This is a genomic window from Candidatus Photodesmus anomalopis, from assembly GCF_000731785.2.
GTDB classification, from domain to species: domain Bacteria; phylum Pseudomonadota; class Gammaproteobacteria; order Enterobacterales; family Vibrionaceae; genus Vibrio; species Vibrio anomalopis.
The window spans coordinates 63965-85958 of the sequence record NZ_JGVJ01000015.1 but is presented as its reverse complement, the minus strand read 5'-3'; the positions used below and the strand labels follow the sequence as shown (position 1 = coordinate 85958).

Annotated in this window: 18 protein-coding genes and 3 tRNA genes; 4 read left to right on the top strand and 17 right to left on the bottom strand. The window is 31.2% G+C overall.

Annotated elements, in window-relative coordinates; genetic code table 11:
- Nucleotides 1–391: 391 nt before the first annotated feature.
- From CF66_RS04120 to csrA, 3 genes are all read right to left on the bottom strand, one after another.
- Nucleotides 392–468: transfer RNA gene (locus tag CF66_RS04120), tRNA-Arg, on the bottom strand.
- Between the two features lie 41 nt (nucleotides 469–509).
- Nucleotides 510–602: transfer RNA gene (locus tag CF66_RS04115), tRNA-Ser, on the bottom strand.
- 95 nt (nucleotides 603–697) lie between these two features.
- Nucleotides 698–868, bottom strand: a complete 171-nt coding sequence (gene csrA, locus CF66_RS04110) for a carbon storage regulator CsrA (RefSeq protein WP_016504061.1) — start codon at nucleotides 866–868, stop codon at nucleotides 698–700.
- A gap of 299 nt (nucleotides 869–1167) precedes the next feature.
- On the opposite strand from csrA, the gene CF66_RS04105 reads away from it, so the two are divergent.
- The 3 genes from CF66_RS04105 to htpX all read left to right on the top strand — a co-directional run bounded on the left by CF66_RS04105 (nucleotide 1168) and on the right by htpX (nucleotide 2895).
- Nucleotides 1168–1244, top strand: a tRNA-Val gene (locus CF66_RS04105).
- Nucleotides 1245–1359: 115 nt separating this feature from the next.
- Nucleotides 1360–1884, top strand: coding sequence for an SPOR domain-containing protein (locus CF66_RS04100; protein ID WP_016504060.1), 525 nt, complete (start codon nucleotides 1360–1362; stop codon nucleotides 1882–1884).
- 132 nt (nucleotides 1885–2016) lie between these two features.
- Nucleotides 2017–2895 carry a protease HtpX gene (gene htpX, locus CF66_RS04095; protein ID WP_016504059.1) on the top strand — a complete coding sequence of 293 codons (879 nt, stop codon included), beginning with the start codon at nucleotides 2017–2019 and terminating at the stop codon, nucleotides 2893–2895.
- 129 nt (nucleotides 2896–3024) lie between these two features.
- Here the strand turns inward: htpX and purB are convergent, their stop codons facing one another.
- The 13 genes from purB to erpA all read right to left on the bottom strand — a co-directional run bounded on the left by purB (nucleotide 3025) and on the right by erpA (nucleotide 20041).
- Nucleotides 3025–4407 (bottom strand): adenylosuccinate lyase, encoded by a 1383-nt coding sequence (gene purB, locus CF66_RS04090; protein ID WP_034411784.1) that lies wholly within the window; start codon nucleotides 4405–4407, stop codon nucleotides 3025–3027.
- Nucleotides 4408–4456: 49 nt separating this feature from the next.
- The gene (gene hflD, locus CF66_RS04085; protein ID WP_016503826.1) at nucleotides 4457–5077 is read right to left on the bottom strand and encodes a high frequency lysogenization protein HflD; all 621 of its coding nucleotides are present in this window, start codon (nucleotides 5075–5077) and stop codon (nucleotides 4457–4459) included.
- 30 nt (nucleotides 5078–5107) lie between these two features.
- Nucleotides 5108–6205, bottom strand: coding sequence for a tRNA 2-thiouridine(34) synthase MnmA (gene mnmA, locus CF66_RS04080; RefSeq protein ID WP_034411782.1), 1098 nt, complete (start codon nucleotides 6203–6205; stop codon nucleotides 5108–5110).
- A 150-nt stretch (nucleotides 6206–6355) separates the two neighbouring features.
- Nucleotides 6356–7684, bottom strand: a complete 1329-nt coding sequence (locus CF66_RS04075; protein ID WP_016503828.1) for a sodium-dependent transporter — start codon at nucleotides 7682–7684, stop codon at nucleotides 6356–6358.
- 73 nt (nucleotides 7685–7757) lie between these two features.
- Nucleotides 7758–9839, bottom strand: a complete 2082-nt coding sequence (gene recG / locus CF66_RS04070; protein WP_034411780.1) for an ATP-dependent DNA helicase RecG — start codon at nucleotides 9837–9839, stop codon at nucleotides 7758–7760.
- Between the two features lie 121 nt (nucleotides 9840–9960).
- Nucleotides 9961–12075, bottom strand: a complete 2115-nt coding sequence (gene spoT, locus CF66_RS04065; RefSeq protein ID WP_034411778.1) for a bifunctional GTP diphosphokinase/guanosine-3',5'-bis pyrophosphate 3'-pyrophosphohydrolase — start codon at nucleotides 12073–12075, stop codon at nucleotides 9961–9963.
- Nucleotides 12076–12114: 39 nt separating this feature from the next.
- Nucleotides 12115–12444, bottom strand: coding sequence for a DNA-directed RNA polymerase subunit omega (rpoZ, locus tag CF66_RS04060; protein ID WP_016503831.1), 330 nt, complete (start codon nucleotides 12442–12444; stop codon nucleotides 12115–12117).
- 80 nt (nucleotides 12445–12524) lie between these two features.
- Nucleotides 12525–13166: a guanylate kinase gene (gmk, locus tag CF66_RS04055; RefSeq protein WP_016503832.1), complete on the bottom strand. Its 642-nt coding sequence runs from the start codon at nucleotides 13164–13166 to the stop codon at nucleotides 12525–12527.
- A gap of 998 nt (nucleotides 13167–14164) precedes the next feature.
- Nucleotides 14165–15112: an LpxL/LpxP family Kdo(2)-lipid IV(A) lauroyl/palmitoleoyl acyltransferase gene (lpxL, locus tag CF66_RS04050; RefSeq protein ID WP_016503833.1), complete on the bottom strand. Its 948-nt coding sequence runs from the start codon at nucleotides 15110–15112 to the stop codon at nucleotides 14165–14167.
- A gap of 181 nt (nucleotides 15113–15293) precedes the next feature.
- Nucleotides 15294–16487, bottom strand: coding sequence for a bifunctional phosphopantothenoylcysteine decarboxylase/phosphopantothenate--cysteine ligase CoaBC (gene coaBC / locus CF66_RS04045; RefSeq protein ID WP_016503834.1), 1194 nt, complete (start codon nucleotides 16485–16487; stop codon nucleotides 15294–15296).
- A gap of 75 nt (nucleotides 16488–16562) precedes the next feature.
- A complete protein-coding gene (gene pntB / locus CF66_RS04040) occupies nucleotides 16563–17963 on the bottom strand; it encodes a Re/Si-specific NAD(P)(+) transhydrogenase subunit beta (protein WP_034411776.1) in 1401 nt (466 codons plus the stop codon).
- 13 nt (nucleotides 17964–17976) lie between these two features.
- Entirely contained in the window at nucleotides 17977–19575 is a 1599-nt protein-coding gene (locus CF66_RS04035; RefSeq protein WP_034411773.1) for a Re/Si-specific NAD(P)(+) transhydrogenase subunit alpha, read from the bottom strand.
- Between the two features lie 124 nt (nucleotides 19576–19699).
- The gene (gene erpA, locus CF66_RS04030; RefSeq protein WP_034411771.1) at nucleotides 19700–20041 is read right to left on the bottom strand and encodes an iron-sulfur cluster insertion protein ErpA; all 342 of its coding nucleotides are present in this window, start codon (nucleotides 20039–20041) and stop codon (nucleotides 19700–19702) included.
- 330 nt (nucleotides 20042–20371) lie between these two features.
- Here erpA and CF66_RS04025 point away from each other — a divergent pair, with 330 nt between their 5' ends.
- The gene (locus CF66_RS04025; protein WP_034411770.1) at nucleotides 20372–21487 is read left to right on the top strand and encodes a 1-acyl-sn-glycerol-3-phosphate acyltransferase; all 1116 of its coding nucleotides are present in this window, start codon (nucleotides 20372–20374) and stop codon (nucleotides 21485–21487) included.
- Between the two features lie 216 nt (nucleotides 21488–21703).
- Here CF66_RS04025 and CF66_RS04020 read toward each other — a convergent pair whose 3' ends face one another.
- Nucleotides 21704–21784 carry a hypothetical protein gene (locus CF66_RS04020; RefSeq protein ID WP_420887552.1) on the bottom strand — a complete coding sequence of 27 codons (81 nt, stop codon included), beginning with the start codon at nucleotides 21782–21784 and terminating at the stop codon, nucleotides 21704–21706.
- Between the last annotated feature and the right edge of the window lie 210 nt (nucleotides 21785–21994).

The window sequence follows — 21994 nt, the reverse complement described above, 5'->3', positions numbered from 1 at the left end:
TTATAACAAAAAATTAAATGTGCTGAGCCAAATTTGGCGCGGATAGCATGGAAAAGTAGATTGCTATTGCGTACGGATACAGCGAGGAAACCAAACAAAATCCAACGAAAGTATATGTAGACAAAGAACTGCATTTCTAGCTAAGACTGATTCTAGTATAATAATTGACTAAGTCAATTAATACTTTATTAAATACATTAAGTTTTTTTATATTTTAGTTAAATTTAGCATTTTGACTTACAATAAATGATTTTTTTGTCAAAATAAAATGAAAAATATTAACTCTAGTAGACTTAAAAAGCCAAAAACAGTAGATTTGTTAGATAATGATTAGATAACTTTTATTAGGATAGGGAAAAGTAAGTATATGTTATATTTTTATTTCTGCAAATGGCGCGTCCTGAAGGATTCGAACCTCCGACCGCCTGGTTCGTAGCCAGGTACTCTATCCAACTGAGCTAAGGACGCGGATTATTTTTATAATGTAATTAAGTAAGCATAACGAAACTTGGCGGTGAGCGAGGGATTCGAACCCTAGATACAGCTATCAACCATATACTCCCTTAGCAGGGGAGCGCCTTCAACCACTCGGCCAGCCCACCGCTTTCGAATAATCATATATGTTACGATTTATTAAGAATATGTCAAATATTTTGTTATGTTGTATTGTTTTTTTCAAAATTTTTAAAAATGAGAATTAATTGTCTTTAAATTGAATCTGAGTATAAATTTCTTTTCGGTGCACAGAGACATCTTTAGGAGCATTTATCCCAACTCGAATTTGGTTTCCTTTAATACCGAGAACTGTAATTATTATTTTATCACCAATCATGACACTTTCACCAATACGACGAGTTAAAATGAGCATGGTTTACTCCTTTAAAGATATTTTTCTTTTGATAGTAATGCTTATTTTGATTTTTTTATTAGAATTGATTTTGTATAGTGTTTTTTATTTAATAAATCATAACGATGTAAAATGTCTAGTGTTTTTAGAGTTAATTTAAGAAAATCATACACTAAGGTAATTAAAATTCGAATTATAATAAAAACTGAGCAACAAGTTAATGATAAAGATATTTTTCATTAAATACACGTGCTATTATTCATACTATTGAATAGATTTTTTAAACTAATTCTGGTTTTTATTTTCCTTACGTTATTTTTGCGTCCGTAGCTCAGTTGGTTAGAGCACCGCTTTGACATAGCGGAGGTCAGTGATTCAAATTCACTCGGACGTACCATTGTAAGGTAATAAAAGTGCTCAAAATGTTGTATGTTTTTTTAGAATAGACTAAAAATATTCATTTTTTTATTTTAATAAATAATTTTTTGCAATTAAATTAAGATAAATATGAGATGTATCCAAGTAGAAATAAGGTTGATAAGAAAATATTTTTCTTTGCACGTAAAGTTTGTTGGATTAGTTTTATTGCTTTTATATTAATTATTATGTTATTTTATCTAGTAAGTTTATTAGATTATGGATTACAGTTTAATTCTAAATTAAACGTAAAGAAAACTGTTGGAAACATATCTAAGCCAATTGCTGAAATTCCGCCGTTACCAAAAGAGCAATGGGAGTATATTGATTCCTTACCTAAGAGAAAAGTTGAGGTAGAACCTAGGAAGCAAATACTTTCTCAGGTTTCTTATATTATGCAATGCGGTGCATATAAAACATTGAAACAAGCAAAGGCTCGTAAACTTGATATAGCATTCCATGGTATTCAAAGTAATATTCATAAGAAAAAAGATAGCAGTTTGTGGTATTGTGTTGTGCTTGGACCATATGAACTTAAACGACATGCTGAACGAGATAGGCATCGTTTACAACGCAATAAGATCGAACCTTGTGAAATTTGGAAAGCAAGAATAAAATAATCATACAGCCTGATAAATTTGAAAATTTCTTTTAGAAGGATAAAGTCCCGATTATTTTGAAGTTATTAGTAATAAAGATTATTTAAATCGATAATTTTCCCCTATATAAGTTTTTATTGGAGGAGTGATGTAATGAAACGGATAGCGTTATTTCTGGCAACTAATGTAGCTGTTGTTTTAGTGCTTAGTATTGTTTTAAATTTTATATATTCAGTGGCAGGGATTCAATCTTCTAGCATGATTGGTTTGCTTGTTTTGGCAACAGTATTTGGTTTTGGTGGTTCTTTTATCTCTTTATTTCTTTCAAAGACAATGGCTATTCGTTCTGTGTCTGCTTCGGTTATAAAGAAACCTCGTAATGAAATGGAGCATTGGTTGTCTGAAACTGTCACTTGCCAAGCTAAAAAGATGGGAATCGGTATACCAACAATAGCTATTTACAAAGCTGAAGATATGAACGCGTTTGCTACTGGTGCTAAACGTGATGATGCTTTGATTGCTGTATCCACTGGTCTGTTGAATAATATGACGAAAAAGGAAGTTGAAGCGGTATTAGCACATGAAATCAGTCATGTAGCTAATGGTGATATGGTTACTATGACATTAATTCAGGGAGTGCTTAATACGTTTGTAATTTTCTTTTCTCGTTTTATTGCCAACATTGTTGCTTCAAATAATAGTGGGGAAGGAGAAGAAACTGGACCTAATATGATGGTTTACTTTTTTGTTTCTTTAGTTCTTGATTTAGTATTCGGTCTTTTAGCTAGTATAATTGTTATGTGGTATAGTCGTCAACGTGAATTTCGCGCTGACTCTGGTGCAGCAAGTTTAGTTGGTAAAAAAAGCATGATTTCTGCATTGCAACGTTTAAGAACAAATCCAAACTCTAAACTTGAGAGTTCTATGGCAGCATTCGCTATCAGTGGAAAGAAATCTGTACTTAGTTTGTTAATGAGTCATCCTCCGATCCAGAGAAGAATTGATGCGCTTCATTTTAATAGTAGCAATTAAATTGCAATTAGCTATTAATCTTAACTGATAGTGTACTAGTACTAATTTACAATTAGATTAGTTTTAGTTTAGTTAGTACAATAACAATAGACTGGTTTTCTTTTTTCAGTGAAGATGAAGACGATCCAATCATTTATTTAAGCTGATATTGTCAGCTAGCCTAATGGCCTGTCCAATATATTGTTCAGGTGTTATTTTTCTAAGACGTTCTTTTAGTTTTTTAGGAAGATCTGACTTTTGAATAAAATCATGTATAATTTTCTTATCAATAATTTTATTACGAGTTAAATCCTTCAATTTTTCGTAAGGTTTAGGTACTCCATAACGGCGCATTATTGTTTGTATTGGTTCTGCTAATATTCCCCAATTTTTATTTAATTCGGTAAGTAAAGCTTCACGATTTATTTTAAGTTTAGAAATTCCTTTTAATGTAGAAGTATATGCAATGATTGTATAACCAATTCCAACACCAAGATTGCGCAATACAGTAGAATCAGTTAAATCTCTTTGCCAACGAGAAATAGGAAGTTTTTTAGCTAAATGATCAAATACAGCATTAGCAAGTCCTAGATTTCCTTCTGAATTTTCAAAGTCAATTGGGTTAATTTTATGTGGCATTGTTGATGAACCAATTTCATTGGTAGATGTTTTCTGTATAAAGTAATTTAAGGCTATATAACCCCATATATCACGATTAAAATCTATAAGAATAGTATTAAATCTTGAAATTGCATGAAATAGCTCAGCTATATAATCATGTGGTTCAATTTGAGTTGTATAAGGATTCCAAGTAATACCTAAGGATTTCGTAACAAATTCTTTGCTTAATAAATGCCAATCTACTTTAGGATAAGCAGCATAATGAGCATTATAATTACCTACAGCGCCATTAAATTTAGCTAGAATTTCTATCTTTTGGATTTGTTTATATTGACGCTTCATACGGTATAGAATATTAGCCATCTCTTTACCCATTGTTGATGGAGAAGCAGGTTGACCATGCGTACGTGATAAAAGGGGTATATCTCGATATTCAATAACAAGAGCAGTAATTGTATTTATGATTTTTTTAATTTTAGGAAGGATGATATTATCGCGTGCTTCCTTTAACATAAGTGCATGAGCAACATTATTAATATCTTCTGAGGTACATGCAAAGTGAAAAAATTCACTTACTGAGTGTATTTCATGAAATTTTGCTGCTTTTTCTTTAAGGAAATATTCTATAGCTTTAACATCATGGTTAATTTGATCTTCAATTTCTTTAATACGCATTGCATCTTGTTCAGAAAAATTATCTTTAATATCATCCAGATACTTATTGGCTTTATTACTAAATTGGGGAACTTCTTTAATATGAACAGTTGAAGATAGTTTTTTAAACCAAAGTATTTCAACAATGACACGATATTTAAGAAAAGCTAACTCACTAAAAATTTTTCGTAAATCAACTGTTTTCTTTTCATAACGACCATCCAGAGGAGAAATAGCAGTTAGTGAAGATAATTCCATATTATATTTTACCTTGTAAATAGGAATGAATGGAACGAATTTGCTAGAATTATATTCTAGCAAGTAAAACACTTGCTTGTTCAACCATTTTTTTTCGATTAAAAATTAAGTTTCGTCGTTTTCCACCAACTTGACGCCAAAGAACGACACTTCGAGTGCCTGATAGTAACAAAGCTCGTACTTTATATTGATTAATTTTATTTTGTATCACTGAATGAGTTCCCATAACTTGAATGCGAGGACCTATAGGACTTATAATATCAAGATAAATATTAGATAATTGTTCAATTATTTTTTCATGAACTAATTCTAAGTGTTCAAGTTGGTCAGTTAAGACTGAAATTCGTTTGGCAAGTTGGTCCATAGCATCATGATGACGACTTAATTTTCGTTCTAGATTTAGTAAATTAATAATATAACGGATGATTTCAATGCTTTCAGGTGTATTATCTATACCTTTTGCAAGTTGTTTAATTCCAATTTTTAAATTAGCTTCTTCGCCATAAACATTAATTGTACTATTAGGATTAGTATTAAATATAGCATTTAAAGAAGTTTTAAATCCATTCAGATCACATGTGCCACTTTTAGCAACCTGTTGGACTAAGGTAACAGCTTGATAAATACCAGAAAAAGCAATAGTACGATTATAAATTGTTTTATTAGGCAAATTATTTTCTCCAAGTGGCTTTAATTAATTTTATTCTTGAATAATACCACCACCAAGACAAATGTCCTTTAAGTAGAAAACTGCAGATTGTCCAGGAGTTACAGCTATTTGAGGCGAATCAAAAACAATGCGAATACTTTTACAATTAATTGGAATTAAGGTGCAAGGAGTATCTTTTTGACGATAGCGAGTTTTTACTGTACAAGTAATCGGTTTTGTCATTGGCACTCTATCTACCCAGTATAATTTTGAAACAATACATTCTTTAGATTTTAAAAGTACATGCTCTTTGCCCGGTACGACAATAAGAACATTTCTTTTTATATCTTTTTTAGCTACATACCATGGTTTACCATTACTGTCTTTTTGTCCGCCAATACCTAGTCCTTTTCTTTGCCCTAATGTATGATACATTAAACCTTTATGTTCACCTATTACTTTACCTTCTTGTGTTTCAATCTTTCCTGGTTGTGCTGGTAAGTAGCGCGATAAAAAGTCAGAAAATTTTCTTTTCCCAATAAAACAAATGCCTGTAGAGTCTTTTTTATTTGCAGTGATAAATCCTTGCTCTTTCGCAATACATCGAACCTCAGATTTTTTAAAGTTACCAAGTACAAATAGACTTCGAGCAATTTGTTTATGGCTAAGGGTATAAAGAAAGTAACTTTGGTCTTTTGTATTATCTATACCACGTAACATTTTCGGTTTTGCATTTTTATGCATAAAGGAACGACGAACATAGTGTCCCATAGCAATATAGTCAGCATCAAACACTTCATTAGAAAATTCTAGAAAAGTTTTAAATTTAATTTCTTTATTGCAAAGGATATCAGGGTTAGGGGTTCTTCCTGCTTTATATTCTTCTAAGAAGTGCTTGAATACATTATCCCAATACTCTGAAGCAAAATTGACAGTATGGAGATTAATATTCAGCTGTTCACATACTGCCTGCGCATCAGAAAGATCCTGTGCTGATGCACAATATGTTTCATTGTCATCCTCCTCCCAGTTTTTCATGAAGAGAGCTTCAACATGATACCCTTGTTTCTGTAAAAGATAAGCAGAAACTGAAGAATCAACTCCACCAGACATGCCAAGAATAACTTTCTTATTGCTATTTTTAGACATTTTTAGATAGCACCATTTAAGCGTCATAAAAGAATTATTCTAACAGAAATATTACTTAATTGATAGTACTGAAATAAAATCAACATATTTCTTAAAACACTATACGATAGTCATAAAAGTTTGATTGTTGAATTATTTAATATAATTTCTTTAATGAAAGAATATTAATAGCATAAATATTGGACATATTATTTTTATATAAATAGGCCAAATTTTCCAAAAAAAACTTTCTTGTATATTTGCATAACCTTTTTTAAGTTCTTGCAATACCTTGTTTCTATTCCATAACCAACCTGAAATTAAGGCAATAAATAATCCAATAATTGGTTGCATGTAAACAGTAGTTAATTGTACAAAAAAACTAAATAATTCATTAAAATTCCATATTATTATTGAAGAAATAGTTATAATTATTACACTAATCCAGGTAACAGCAATTGACCGACTTTGATTCAGCTCTTCTATTGCACATGAGACAGGAACTTCTAGCATTGAGATAGAAGAAGTTAGCGTAGCAATGATCATTAATAAGAAAAAAATGCTACTAATAACAAGACCAGATGTTCCCATTGTATTAAATAAATTAGGAAGCACTTTAAATACTAAAGTATCAGAATGAAGTAATTTACCTGATTCTGAAAAAATTTGTACTCCATTATTTTGTGCTACAAACATAGCAGGGAGAATTAGTAAGCCAGCAATAAATGCGATAGCAGTATCAAATATTGCTACTTGAGCAGCTATTGTAGGTAAATTAGTATCTTTTTTTAGGTAAGAACCATAAACCATCATTGTGCAAACTCCTAGCGATAGTGAAAAAAAAGCCTGTCCCATTGCACTTATTGCCAAATTAAAACTAAGATGTGAAAAATCAGGAATTAGATACATCTTTAGTCCTTCTTTAGCTCCAGATTGAGTAAAGATGTATATAGTCATGATAATAAAAAGAACCAGTAAGAGAGGCATCAGATAGGTTGAACATTTTTCAATACCATTAGCAATACCATTTCTAACAACTAACATAGTTAGTAACATAAATATTATCATAAGCATTAAATTTCTAGCTATACTAAAAGTGGTTAGCCAATTAGCAGTATTATTCATTCCTAATAATTTAACTCCATTACTAATAAAATAACCAATTAGCCAGCCAGCTATAATCGCATAGAAACTTAAGATAAGTGAAACTGCTACTATGCTTATAATAGCAATCCAGCTAATTTTCCATTTAGGAGAAATTTTTTTTAAAGACCTAATTGGATTCGACTGAGCATAACGGCCAATGGTGAGTTCGGCAACTAATATAGGGAATGCTAATAAAAATACCATTAGCAGGTAAATAATTAAAAATACTGCCCCACCATTGTTTGCTGTTTGTGTTGGAAACCCCCAAATATTTCCTAAACCAATAGCAGAACCTGCTGCTGCCATAATAAAACCAAACTTTGAAGAAAAGTGATTTCTAGAATTGCTTGCCATATATAATACCGATATCATGTTTATTTATAGGTTAATTAGTTTTTTATATTCTTATTAAAAGTCAAAGGACTTGCTAGGCTTTATCATAGTTAACATTGTTTTTACTTATCCATCTGTTAATAATTTCCGTAGTATTTTTAGGGTGATTTTTGTAAATATAGTTCGAAATTTTTTTTATTTTTGGAATTAAGTATTGATCTCGCATCAAATCAGCTATCTTAAAATCGATTAATCCAGTTTGTTTTGTACCTAGTATTTGACCAGGACCTCGCATTTCTAAGTCTTTTTGAGCAATAAAAAAACCATCATTACTATTACGCAATACACTTAGTCGGTTTTTTGCAATTTTAGAAAGTGGAGTATGATATAATAATACACAATAACTTGCTATTTTCCCTCTTCCTATACGACCACGAAGTTGGTGAAGTTGAGCCAGACCAAGTCTTTCTGCATTTTCTATAATCATTAAGCTAGCATTTGGTATATCTACGCCAACTTCAATAACAGTAGTAGATACTAAAAGGTGAAGCTTATTATCTTTGAATTCATTCATTATTTTTTGTTTTTCATTAGAATTCATTCGACCATGTAATAAACCAATTTTTATATTAGGTAGGTTTTTTCTTAATTTATTTGCTATATCAATTGCTGATTCTGCTTTTAATACTTTTGAATCATTAATTAGAGTACAAATCCAATAAGCTTGTTTTTCTTCATTTAAACAAGCCTTATATATGTGTTTCATGATATCAGAACGTTTACTTGATGGTATTGCTACTGTTTGAACAGGCGTTCGATTAGGAGGTAATTCATCGATAATTGAAATTGCAAGATCAGCATAGATAGTCATTGTTAGTGTTCTAGGAATAGGTGTTGCTGTCATGATTAATTTATGTGGGTAAATTTCGTACTTTAATCCTTTCTTACGCATTTCTAATCGTTGATGAACTCCGAATCTATGTTGTTCATCAATAATTACTAAAGCTAAGTTATAAAACTTTACATGTTTTTGGAAAAGAGCTTGGGTACCAATTATCATTTTAGCTTCGCCATTAGCGATTCGTGTTAGTTCTGTTATTTTGGATTTCCCTTTTAATTTACCTAATAAGAAACTTAGTTTTATGTTAATTCTATCAAACCAGTTGCAAAATGTAATAATGTGTTGCTCTGCTAGTAATTCAGTCGGAGCCATAAATGCAACTTGATAGCCATTTTCAATAGCTTGTATTGCTGCTAATGCAGCAATCAAGGTTTTTCCTGATCCAACATCACCTTGAAGTAGACGCATCATAGGTTGAGTTTTAGTAAGATCGTCCTCAATTTCTTTCGCTACTTTTATTTGAGCATTAGTAAGTGAAAAAGGAAGTTGTTTTAGTAGATTTTTTTTTAAAAAAACGGACCTTGTCAAGGAAATCGCCGTTGCTTTTTTATTCTTATGTCGTATTTTTAGAATAAACAAATTCTGTGCTAAGAGTTCCTCTAAGATCAATCTAATTTTTGCTGGATGTTTATTTTTGTGAAGTATACTCATATTAGTGTATTTTGAAGGTCTATGAATAATATGAATTGCTTGAGTTATGGTTATTTGTCCATCATATAACCCTGCTGGAAGCAATTCTTTTACACTTGTAGTTTTAAGAATTTTTAATGCTTTGCTAGTTAAGTTGCGTAAAGTAGTTTGTTTTAAGTTTCCAAGGCGTGGATAAATAGGAGTAAGATTATGCTGGATATTAGGAGTTCTTTGAGGTGTGAATAATTTATAATCAGGATGGACCATTTCTAATCCCGTGTATCCTTGTTTCACTTTTCCATAAGCGTATACTAATTTACCTTTTAAAAAAAAATTTTTAAATTTATCAGAAACATTTAAAAAACGCAAAACTATTTCATTTTTTCCATCACTAACTGTAACAGTAAATATTTTTTGTTTGTAAAAAAATGTATCTAAGTGAATGATTTTTCCTTGAACAGCAGCAGAAAGACCAATGTATAATTTAGCTATAGGATAAATACGAGTACGATCTTCATAACGTAATGGCAGATGAAATAGTAAATCTTGAACGTTTTTAATTCCTTGTTGAGTTAATTCCTCAATCAATTTATTGGTTATCTGAGGAAGTGAACTCAAATGGATATCTGATAAAAAAACCGGCATAATAAACTTAATTGATAATCGATTATAGTATAACTCTCAAAAATATAGTAAATTATTTTTTTTCTTTTGATTGTACCAGAGTTGAATATCTATATTAAGATATAGATAACACTTGATTTCTTTATCTGCGTTTTACTTTGATCACATATGGCATGACACGAATTTTTTTTATAATACTAGCAAGATGTTTTCGACAATTAGTTGTCAGAGATACCGTAACTGTATGAAGATGGTGATTACGTTCTTCAGTTGATAATCCATGAATATTAGAGTTCGTTTTGGAAATAGTATTAATTAATTCTGCTAACGAGTTATGATGGTTTTTTGTATCGATTTTTAGCTCTGTTATAAATTCTCGCTTGTAATCATCTGACCATTTCACTGCCATATGTTTATCAGGTTCTTTTTGATAACCATGTATATTAGGACAAATTTCACGGTGTACTATTAATCCTCGACCAGGAGAAATATAAGCAATAATGTGATCATTAGGAATAGGATGGCAGCAGTTAGCAAATGTTAGCAACATGCCTTCTGAACCTAGAATAGGAAGCTTGTTTTTATGGGTAATATTTGTTTTATATTTAGTTTTAGTTATGTTATCTCCAAGTAATCGTCGAGCTACAACAGTACTTATAAGTTCACCAAGACCAATCTCTGCTAATAGGTCTTCAATGTTATCTAGCTTTAGCTCTCTTAAAACGCGTTGAATATGAATCTCAGTAATATCAGATAAAGAAAAATCTCCTAATGCATGATTTAGTAAACGACGCCCTAAAGTAATAGATTCTTCTCTACGCATTGTTCTTAAAATTTGACGAATTTTAGTTCGGGCACGAGAAGTCATTACATAGTTGAGCCAGGAAGCGTTTGGACGAGCGCAAGGAGCAGTAAGAATTTCGATAGTTTGGCCATTTTTAAGTGATTTACTTAATGGATATGGATTTCTCTCAACATTTGCACCAACACACATGTTACCTACATCAGTATGTACTGCATAGGCGAAATCTACAGCAGTTGCACCTACTGGTAATTCAATGATACGACCTTTTGGAGTAAAGACATAAATTTCATCAGGAAATAAGTCAGATTTAACGTTTTCAATAAATTCAAATGAGTTATCTGCACTTTTTTGTAATTCTGATAAACTTTGCATCCAGCGTTGTGCTTTGATTTGTGCTGTAGTTCCAGTCCAAATATTATTACCTTCTGTGCATGACCAATGTGCAGCTATACCTTTATCAGCCATCTGTTCCATATCTTCAGTTCGAATTTGTACTTCTACAGGTACTCCATGCGGACCAACCATAGAAGTATGTAAAGATTGATATCCATTAGCTTTAGGTACTGCAATATAATCTTTCATTCGATTAGGTCGAGGTTTATACAAGTTATGTATTTGTCCAAGTGCTCGATAACAATCATCAGAATCCTTTACTACTACGCGGAAAGCATAAACATCCATAATTGTATGAAAACGCTGTTCTTTAGATTTCATTTTGTTATAAATTGAGAATAGATTTTTTTCTCGACCCAATACTCTTGCCTTCAAACTAGCTTGTTCTAAATGCTCTGCAATTTCATTATGAATACGTTGTATTATATCTTTACGATTACCACGAGCAGAACAAAGTACTTTTTTAAATACCCTATAACGATCTGGATAAAGCGCTTCAAACCCAAGCTCTTCAAGTTCAGTTTTAATATTATGTATTCCGAGACGATGTGCTAAAGGAGAGTATATTTCCAGTGTTTCTCTTGCAATGCGACGTTTTTTATCAGGGCGAAGTGCATTTAATGTACGCATATTATGAATACGGTCAGCAAGCTTAATGAGAATAACCCGAATATCCTGTACCATAGCCAGGACCATTTTACGAAAATTTTCGGCTTGGGCTTCCTTTCGATCTCGAAATTTTAGTTTATCTAACTTAGAAACTCCATCCACTAACTCCGCAACTGTCTTACCAAATTTATTTGTTAGTTCTTCTTTAGTGACATTACAGTCTTCAATAACATCATGAAGTAAGGCAGCTTGTAGTGTTTCGAGATCAAGACGCATTTCTGCTAGGATAGAAGAAACAGCTACCGGATGCATAATATAAGGGTCACCGCTTGATCGTGTTTGTCCTTTATGAAAGTTTTTTGCTATCAAATAGGATCGAAACAAAGCTTCAATTTGAGGCCCTTTTAAGTATTCTTGGGCAATGCCTTTAAGGTCATAGAAGAGATACAAATTTATAAGCCAGAAAGATTACCAATTTAAAATAGAGCATTAAAAAACATTATATTTTGGAAACAATTGATGTCTAGATCCAAAATCTAGTGAATCTGAATGATGTTGCTTGTTGTTGCTTACTGCAGCTAATTCTGCAGCTTCTTGTTCTTGTTGCTCTTGGCGTTCACGAGTATCAAGAAAGTTTTTAGTGATTAAACCTTCTTCTATTTCACGAAGAGCAATAACTGTTGGTTTATCATTTTCTTCTGGTATTAGTGAATTTTTTCCACCAATTTGCATTTGACGAGCGCGTCGTGCTGCAATGAGAACTAAATCAAATCGATTGCCCACTTTTTCGACAGCATCTTGAACAGTTATACGTGCCATGAGAACTCCAGGTTAGTTAAACAAAAATCTTAACTAAAAAAAGTCAAGAAATAAAAAACTCATACATACTAATTTTAAATTCATTTTTCTAAAAGCCCTTGAATTAGATCATGATATTTATAAATCTGCTTATCTTTTTTTAATCTTTCTGAACGAATAATTGCTTGAAAATCTACCAAAGCTGTATCAAAGTCATCATTTAAGATAATATAGTCATATTCGTTATAGTGAGAAATCTCTGATTCTGCTTCCGCTACACGTCTAGCAATATCACTCTTGCTATCTTGAGCACGAGAATTTAAACGATATTCCAATTGACAATAGGAGGTTGGTAATATAAACACACTTTTCGAAAAAGGAATTTCCTTACGGATTTGACGTGCACCTTGCCAATCAATATCTAGAATAACATCACTACCATTATTTACATTCTCTAACATCCAATTACGCGATGTACCATAATAGTTACCAAACAATTCTACATGTTCTAGGAACTCATTTTGAATTATTAGGTCTTCAAAAGATTTTCGATTTATAAAGTAATAATGGATGCCATTTTGCTCATTTGGTCGCATATTACGAGTGGTGTAAGATATGGATAGCTTTATTGTGTTCATTAAATCGTTCTTTAATATTGCAGAGATCAAACTAGACTTCCCTGCACCACTAGGTGCAGATACAATATAAAGAGTGCCTTCTACTTTTGTTTTTGATAAGCCCATAATCCTTACTATAAGAAGAATGTAATCAATTTAACTTTAAAAACCAAAGGTAATCCGTCTTCTTAACTGATTGCTGTTCATTAAAATTAGAAAAAACCATGAGGATAACTATACACAAACGGAGATAATATCACAAAAGGAAATGGATTGTGTATATTATTTTATGTTTTTTGAGTTAACCATCATTTATTTTAGTATGGAATATATGATTTAATCCTTATTAAAAAATTAAAAGTTTACATAGAATGCCTCTCCATCTTTGCGTATCTCTTAATAAAGATAAATATCATATATACTATTCTAGACAGAGAGGTGCTAGATTTTCTATTCTTGATTCATTACTAGTTAGAAAATTTATTATAAAATGTGTATTTCATATTTATTAATGAGTTCATTTTAAGGTTATTTTTTTGGTAGAAAAAAAGTACAAATAGTGAATTTTGTTTTCTAAAATTCTTGTCTAGTAGTATGTATCAAGCAATTAAAAATAGGTTTGCTTTTTAGTTTCATAATGATAGTCACCTTATAGCATTTTAATACTATAACATTGTAGTTGGATAGTAAGGTGACCAAGCTTAGTAGAACTAGGTTATAGATTTCTATTAGAAATCCACATTATAGGTAAATAAAGGAATCAAGTTTTTTATTAATTAGTATTTCTTTGTTTTGATTATATTTAGTAGAATGAATTGAAAATACTGAAGATACTAGTAAATATTAACTTGCTTTAGCAGGTGTTTCTTAGTATTTTTTGATATCTTTTTTAGTTTTTTCGAGAAAAAGCATTTCAAATTAATACGAGTTTGACACTTCTAATAAGAAGTATTTTTGTAAGCTTTAAATTTTTAGCTAATTGAACACTTACTTTTAAAAAGATGTTAATCCAGGTTAACCAATATTATAATTGTAAGAAAAAACTAAAACGAAATATTTATCAGTATTACCCGTATTATTATTTATGAATTAGAGAATCCTATACAATTTTAAAGGATAAGAGACTATTGGTAACGTGAATTAGTTAGTGATTTATTCGGTAAAGATTTATATCTTTTATGTATCCACATCCATTGTTCTGGTGCACGTAGAATAATTTTTTCTATATACTGATTCATATAGATAGCCGCATTTATTTTATTTTTTTTAGGATAATTTTCTTCAATTGATTTATCTGCGATGATTTCGTATCTATTATCTGCATTTCTAAAACCAGATCCTAGTACAATGGCACATTTAGTAGCATAAATCAGGATGCTAGGACCTGTAGTTGTACATGCTTCTTTTACTTCAAAAAACGGGACGAAAACCGATTGATTATGACCATAATCTTGATCAGGAAGATAAAATAGACGGTTCCCTTTTTTAAGTACACGAATCATTTGTTTTAGATTAGTTCTATGTATTAGCTTATTGCCATTTCTCGTACGTCCACGATATTGAATAAATTCGTAAACTGGATTTTTATTTGGTCGATAAACACCATAACCTGATAGACCGAGTATGGCAAATGCTCGTGCTGTAATTTCTAGATTGAGCGAATGCACACAACAAAGAAGCACCCCTTTTTTTTTATTATCTAATCTTTTTAGCTCCTTAACATCTTTAGTTAATAGAATGTTTTTTAATCTCCACGTGGGCCAAAACCAAGCTACACCCGTTTCAATCAACGCTATACCTGTGTTTTTAAAATTTTCTATTACTAATTGTTTTATTTCATCTTTACTCATTTTAGGAAAACTAAGTTCTAAATTTCGTTTTGCTATTTTTGCTCGTTTCCTTTCTAAATACATGCTTAAAATTCCTATGCATCTCCCTAATTTTAATAGGAAATAAAAAGGAAGTATATTAACTAAGATTGCTAATAATGATAAACCAATCCAAACCAACCAATTTTTAAAATAAAATAGTTCAATTGAAAGTTGAGGTTTTACAAATTTCTCGTTATCCATAATTTTTACTTAATTTGTTTTTTATCATGTTTATAGGATAGTTTTATTAACAAGAACAAAAGCATCCTTTATGATGATTTGATTTTATATGCTTACTATGAGAGATTTCTTTTTTCTTCTTCAAACTAATGAGTAATAGATTTATTATGTATAATAAGGATGAACAAATTATCAAAGTAAATTACAGACATTCACTAATATAAAGCAGAATTGCTTTTGCTAATTTAGTTTTTGAAGTTAATGGTAATTGTGTTTTTTTTTGTTTTTCATAAATGGTGATTGCATTATAATCACTATTAAATCCCTGATTGGAACATGCTACGTTATTCGCACAAATTATATCCAGATTTTTTTTAATAAGTTTATCAAGGGTATTTTTTTCAATATTTTGAGTTTCAGCAGAGAAGCCAACAGTAAATGGTCTGTTTTTTACCAATTTACCAACATCGGCAACAATATCTGGGTTTTTTACTAACCTAATATTCATTTGAGTTCTATTATCAGTCTTTTTAATTTTTTGACTTGATATAGTTTTCGGTCTGTAATCAGCTACAGCAGCACAGCTAATAAAAACATCATGTTTAATTGCATGATTCAATATAGTTTGATGCATTTCTAGAGCACTTTTAACGCTAATACGAGTTATATTTTTAGGTTTAGAAATAGAGACAGGTCCGCTAACTAGTGTAACTTTAGCTCCAAATAGTTTAGCTGCTTCTGCTAAGGCATAACCCATTTTCCCAGAGCTATAATTAGTGATATATCGTACAGGGTCAAGTGCTTCATGAGTAGGACCTGCAGAAATTAATATTGATTTACCCTGAAGACATTTAATTTGAAAAAAAACCTCACATCGCTCAACAAGTTGTATTGGTTCTAACATCCTACCTAGACCAAGATTTCCACATGCTTGTTTGCCAGATTTTGGCCCCCAAATATTTATGCCTCGTTCAGCAAGGATAGTAAGATTCTCTTGAGTTGCTCTATTAAGATACATGTTTTGATTCATAGCTGGTGCTATTGAAATAGGTGTATTTGTTGCTAAAATTAATGTAGATAATAGGTCATTAGCAATTCCTACTCTCATATTTGCAATGAGATTTGCTGTAGCAGGAACTAGTAAAATTAAATCAGGCCATTTTGCTAGCTCAATATGTTTCATGGAATACTTTTTTCCAGAACAACTAAATGATATCGGATAACCTGAAATAGTTTGCATTGTAAGAGGAGTAATGAATTTTGTTGCCGTTTGTGTCATGACCACTCTAATATCAGCTCCAAGTTCAATTAGAGTCCGTGCAAGTTCTGCGCACTTATATGCGGCAATTCCACCAGTAATGCCTAAAAGGATTCTTTTTCCGGACAAGGTTTGCATGGATCTCATTTTCCTTACAACACAGCATAATAGTATAAAACTAAAAGAATCTAAATTAACTTTCTTAATATTAATTTAATTTTTTCGGTTTGAAAGAGTTTGAGATATCGCTTCTATATTATCTTTCGCATCACCAAACAACATTGCTGTATTTTCTTTAAAGAAAAGTTTATTTTGTATTCCCGCATACCCTGTGTTCATAGAACGCTTTAATATAATAACATTCCGAGCATGCCATACTTTCAATACAGGCATTCCTGCTATTAGACTATTTTCTTCTTCGAGAGCTGCTGGATTAACTGTATCATTTGCGCCAATAACTAAAACAGTATCAGTTTTACTTAGTTTATGATTTATTTCATCCATTTCAAAAACAAGATCATAAGGTACTTTAGCTTCTGCAAGAAGAACGTTCATATGTCCTGGCAGTCTACCAGCAACAGGATGAATTGCAAATTTTACATCAATATTTCGAGCTCGTAATTTTTCAGTCATTTCATACACTGGATATTGGGCTTGAGCTACTGCCATACCATATCCGGGAACAATAATAATTGATTTAGAATTTATAAGAGTTTTAGTAACATTTTCAATGTCTGTTGTGTAATATTTTCCTATTGTAGAATCTGAATCGATTGTTTGAATTTGACCAAATCCACCAGAAATTACACTAATGAATGAGCGATTCATTGCTTTGCACATAATGTAAGAAAGAATAGCACCTGAAGATCCAACTAGCGCACCAGTTATAATTAACAAGTTGTTTTGAAGCATAAAACCAGTTGCGGCTGCCGCCCAACCTGAGTATGAATTGAGCATTGAAATAACAACTGGCATATCAGCACCGCCAATAGAAGCAACTAAATGATATCCAAATGCAAGTGAAATTAAAGTTGTTGTAGTTAATATTAGCACTTTCCAATTAGTTCCAGTTTCTATGAACTGAAATAATAAAAATATGGAAATTAAAAGTGCAGCAATATTCCATATGTGCTTGTACGGAATGTTTAACGGTTTAGAAGAAAGGATTTCCCTTAGTTTTCCAAAAGCAACTAGTGAACCTGAAAATGTAATTGAACCAATAAAAATTGCTAAGAATATCTCAACTAAATGAATGACTTGTTCAGTTTGAGTTATATATTCTTCTTCAAGAAGAATATAATTATTATAGCCAACTAAAATAGCTGCCATTCCTACAAAGCTATGGAGAATTGCAACCAGTTCAGGTATTTTTGTCATCTCAACTTTCTTAGTGTATTTAATACCAATAGTCCCACCAATTAGCATAGCAATAACAGTCCAAATTAATCCTTCATATCCTTGAGAAAATATAGTTGCGATAAGAGCTATGCTCATACCTGCCATTCCGTAATAATTTCCTAAACGTGCCGTTTTTTGTTTAGAAAGACCGGCTAAGCTTAAAATAAAAAAGACAGCAGCAAGAATGTAAGCTGTATGTACTAATCCTGAAGACATATTGGATTCTCCTTCAATCTTTATGAAACATTTTAAGCATACGTTCAGTTATAGTAAACCCCCCGAATATGTTGATGCTTGCAATAAGCACGGCAATGAATGACAATAAAGTTACGATTCCACTGCCTTGTTCTATTTGTAATAATGCGCCAACAATTATGATACCAGAGATTGCATTTGTCACTGACATTAATGGGGTATGAAGTGCATAGGTTACATTCCAAACAACGTAATAACCGATTATGCAGGATAGAACAAGCACAGTAAAATGCTCAAAAATGGCTTCTGGAGCATTAAATGCAATCCAACCTAATACTCCTACGAGAACTGATAATATTAAAATTTTCTTTAATGATAATATAGGGTTAGCTGGATTAATCTTCGTTTTACTAACTGGATTAACCTTCGTTTTACTAAGTTTTTCTACTTGTTTTGTTGGAGATATTGATATTGGAATAGGTGGTGCTGGCCAGGTTATTTCCCCTTTTTTTATGACGGTCACACTTCGCAAAATCACATCTTCAAGATTAATACTAATTTGACCATCTTTCCCTTTGCATAATAACTTAAATAGGTTAAGAATGTTAGTAGCGTAAAGTTCCGATGATTGACTAGGAAGTCTTGCTAGTATATTAGTATAGCCTATAACTTTGCTTCTGTTATCTGTTGTGACGACTTTATCAGGTATTGTATACTCACAATTTCCACCATTAGAAGCAGCAAGGTCAACTAGAACAGATCCAGGCTTCATATTATCTACCATATCTTTGGTGATTAGTATTGGTGCAGGTTTTCCTGGAATTAATGCACTAGTGATAATTATATCTATATCTTTGGTTTGGTTCGCATATAGTTCTTGAGCTTTTTTATTAAAATGATCGGACATTTCTGTTGCATATCCATCAGTCCTTTCTATCTTCTCTGTTGTTTTTTCTTTTACTTGCTGATAATTTATCTCTAAAAATTCAGCACCCATTGATTTTACTTGTTCTTTCACTTCAGAACGAACATCAAATGCTCGCACAATTGCACCTAGACTTCTAGCCAATCCTATGGCAGACAGTCCTGCAACACCAACACCTAGAACTAATACTTTTGCTGGTTCTATTCTACCTGCTGCTGTTATTTGACCACTAAGAAAGCGTCCAAATTGATGCGAAGCTTCTATTATTGCTCGGTAACCAGCAATATTTGCCATAGAAGATAAAGCATCTAGTGATTGGGCTTTAGATATTCTTGGAACTGCATCCATTGCTATTACATTAATATCTTTGCTAGATAGTCGCTTCATTAATTCAGGATTTTGAGCAGGCCAAATGAAACTTATGAGGGTAGCCCCTTTCTTGATAAGTGTTGCTTCATCAATATTATTTTTTTGATCAAAAATAGGAGCATTAACCTTAAGAATAATATCTTTTTCCCAAACTTTCTTTGTTGAAACAATTCTTGCTCCTGAAGTTTCATAGTCTAAATCACGAAAGTTTGCTAGTTCTCCTGCTTTGGATTCAACAAAAACCTCAAAACCTAATTCAATAAGATGTTTAACTGATTTTGGACAAGCAGAAACTAGCTTTTCACCAGATCGTATTTCTTTAGGTATACCAACTTGCATAGACTATCCCTCAACTAGATTGTTATTGCATAGCAAAAACGACAAGCTTTTTATAAAAAACACTTAAAATTTTTTTTATTTTAAATAATCTAACCATATTACTAATATATAATAAATGATGAAATCAAATACTAAATGATGACCCGCATCCACAAGTTGTCACAGCATTTGGGTTGTCAACGAAAAAGTAAGAACCTTTTAGCCCTTCTGTATAATCAACTACACCTCCAATCAAGTATTGGAGACTCATTGGATCAATAACTAAAGTTACACCTTGATTTTCAATAGTAGTATCACCATCATTAATGTTTTTATCAAAAGTAAACCCATACTGAAAGCCGCTACAGCCACCACCTGTAATATACACTCTTAGTTTTAACGCTAAATTTTCTTCTTCTAAAAGTAATGTCTTTACACGTGTAGCTGCTGCATCAGAAAAAGTTAGTGGAATGTTTGTTTTATTCATAAATAATATTTCTTATATATTTAGGATATGGAAACCTTATTTTAATTGTCAGATTTAATCTGTCAGAAACAATAACAAAGTAAGCAATTAACTTAACAAAGTGTTACAAAAAAGTACAATCAATTATATGGATAAATTAATTTTTAATTAAGAAATGTTTACTGGATATTATAAATAGTTGAGTTGTTTCTGCTTTACATAGGAATAAATTAGCTAATTTAATATAATAAATATAGCTAAAAGCTTTTTATATTAATATTTTTTAGGATGAATGATATAAAGATTATGCGTAGAATATAAATTATTTCCCACTTTTATATAGTTTAAGTAATGAGTTTTGATACTTCCCGTTATGCAGAGATTCGTCCATATAATGACAAAGAGATTCCATCCGCTATAGCTAGATTGATTAATGATCGAGAATTTATTAATGCAATTCTTCGTTATCGTTTTAAAAATTATTCTCTTTGGTTAAAAAATCTAATGGCCCCATTTATGAGAATGTATTTAAAAATTAAATGGGCTAAATTAACTTCAGTTGAAGCTGTTCAACTTGAGGTTAAAAAACATTTATCTAGAACTTTGAAATCTACAACTGATGGAGTGACTTTTTCAGGTCTAGATAAGTTAGTTCAACACAAAGCATATTTATTTATTTCTAATCATCGTGATATTACAATGGACCCTGCTTTAATCAATTATGCTCTTCATCAGTTTAATCATAAGACTGCTCGTATTGCTATTGGTGATAATCTCTTAAAAAAATCCTGTGCTACAGAATTAATGAAGTTAAATAAAAGTTTTATTGTAAAACGTTCAGCAAAGGGTCCACGTGAAATCATGAAAGTGTTGAGCACTCTATCTAGTTATATTAAGCACTCGCTTGATACAGAAAATTCAATTTGGATTGCTCAGAAGGAAGGACGTGCAAAAGATGGTAATGACTTTACTGATCCTGCAATTTTAAAAATGTTTTATATTGAAGGACGTAAGAGAAAAATCAGCTTTCCTGAGTATATTAAATCTTTGCGTATTATTCCAGTAGCTATTTCTTATGAGAATGATCCATGTGATGTCGCAAAAGCATGTGAACTATATGAGCGTTCAAGTAAAGGAAGTTATAAAAAAGGAGAATTTGAGGATATCGAAAGTATTGTTCAGGGTATTCTTGGTGATAAAGGCAAAGTGCATATTGCATTTGGTGATATCATCGATCAGGTATTTAAAACTCCAGATCAATTGGCAATTGAAATTGACCGTCAAATCTATAAGAACTATAAACTTTTTCCAATTAATATGCTTGCTGCAGGAAGAAGTTGTGGAAAGTTTGAAAAAGATGTTTATCTCAAATTGCAAAAAAAGCTAGAATCTTTACCAATCGGAGCACATCAATACTTGTTAGATAGTTACGCAAACCCAGTTCGAAATCAAAAAAAAACAATTTAATTTAGGAAAGGTACAGTTTTTTATTTATTAAAATAAGTATAATTTCTTGTATAAGATTGTAATTTATTTGGATATTTATCTGTTTTCGTTAGTTTTGTTTTGATCTAAGTGGATAGAGTGCTTATTCTCTTTTTTTAGCGAGATATATAGATAGTGCCTATTGTTTATTTTTATTTTATCTTCTAATAAAGATATTCATCTGTTATGTCTAGCATATTAATTATAGGCATCTCCTCCGGATTTAGAGGTAAATCTCATTTTTTTTTCTCCATTACATTCTACTATATACTTAACAATTACAGTTATAGTTTGAACCTTAATTTTTTAGTCTAATTTAGAAGAAAACTAGTTGTTTGTAGTTATCTAGGGAGAAAATCTAAGTTAGATGATATAAATTATCAAATTTATAAGCAGTGTTTTTGTCTTGTTTTAGATGAAAATTTGATGTTAAAGTTCACTTCTAGGGTTACTCACTGTATCTAATTTATGGTTACTATGCATTTTAAA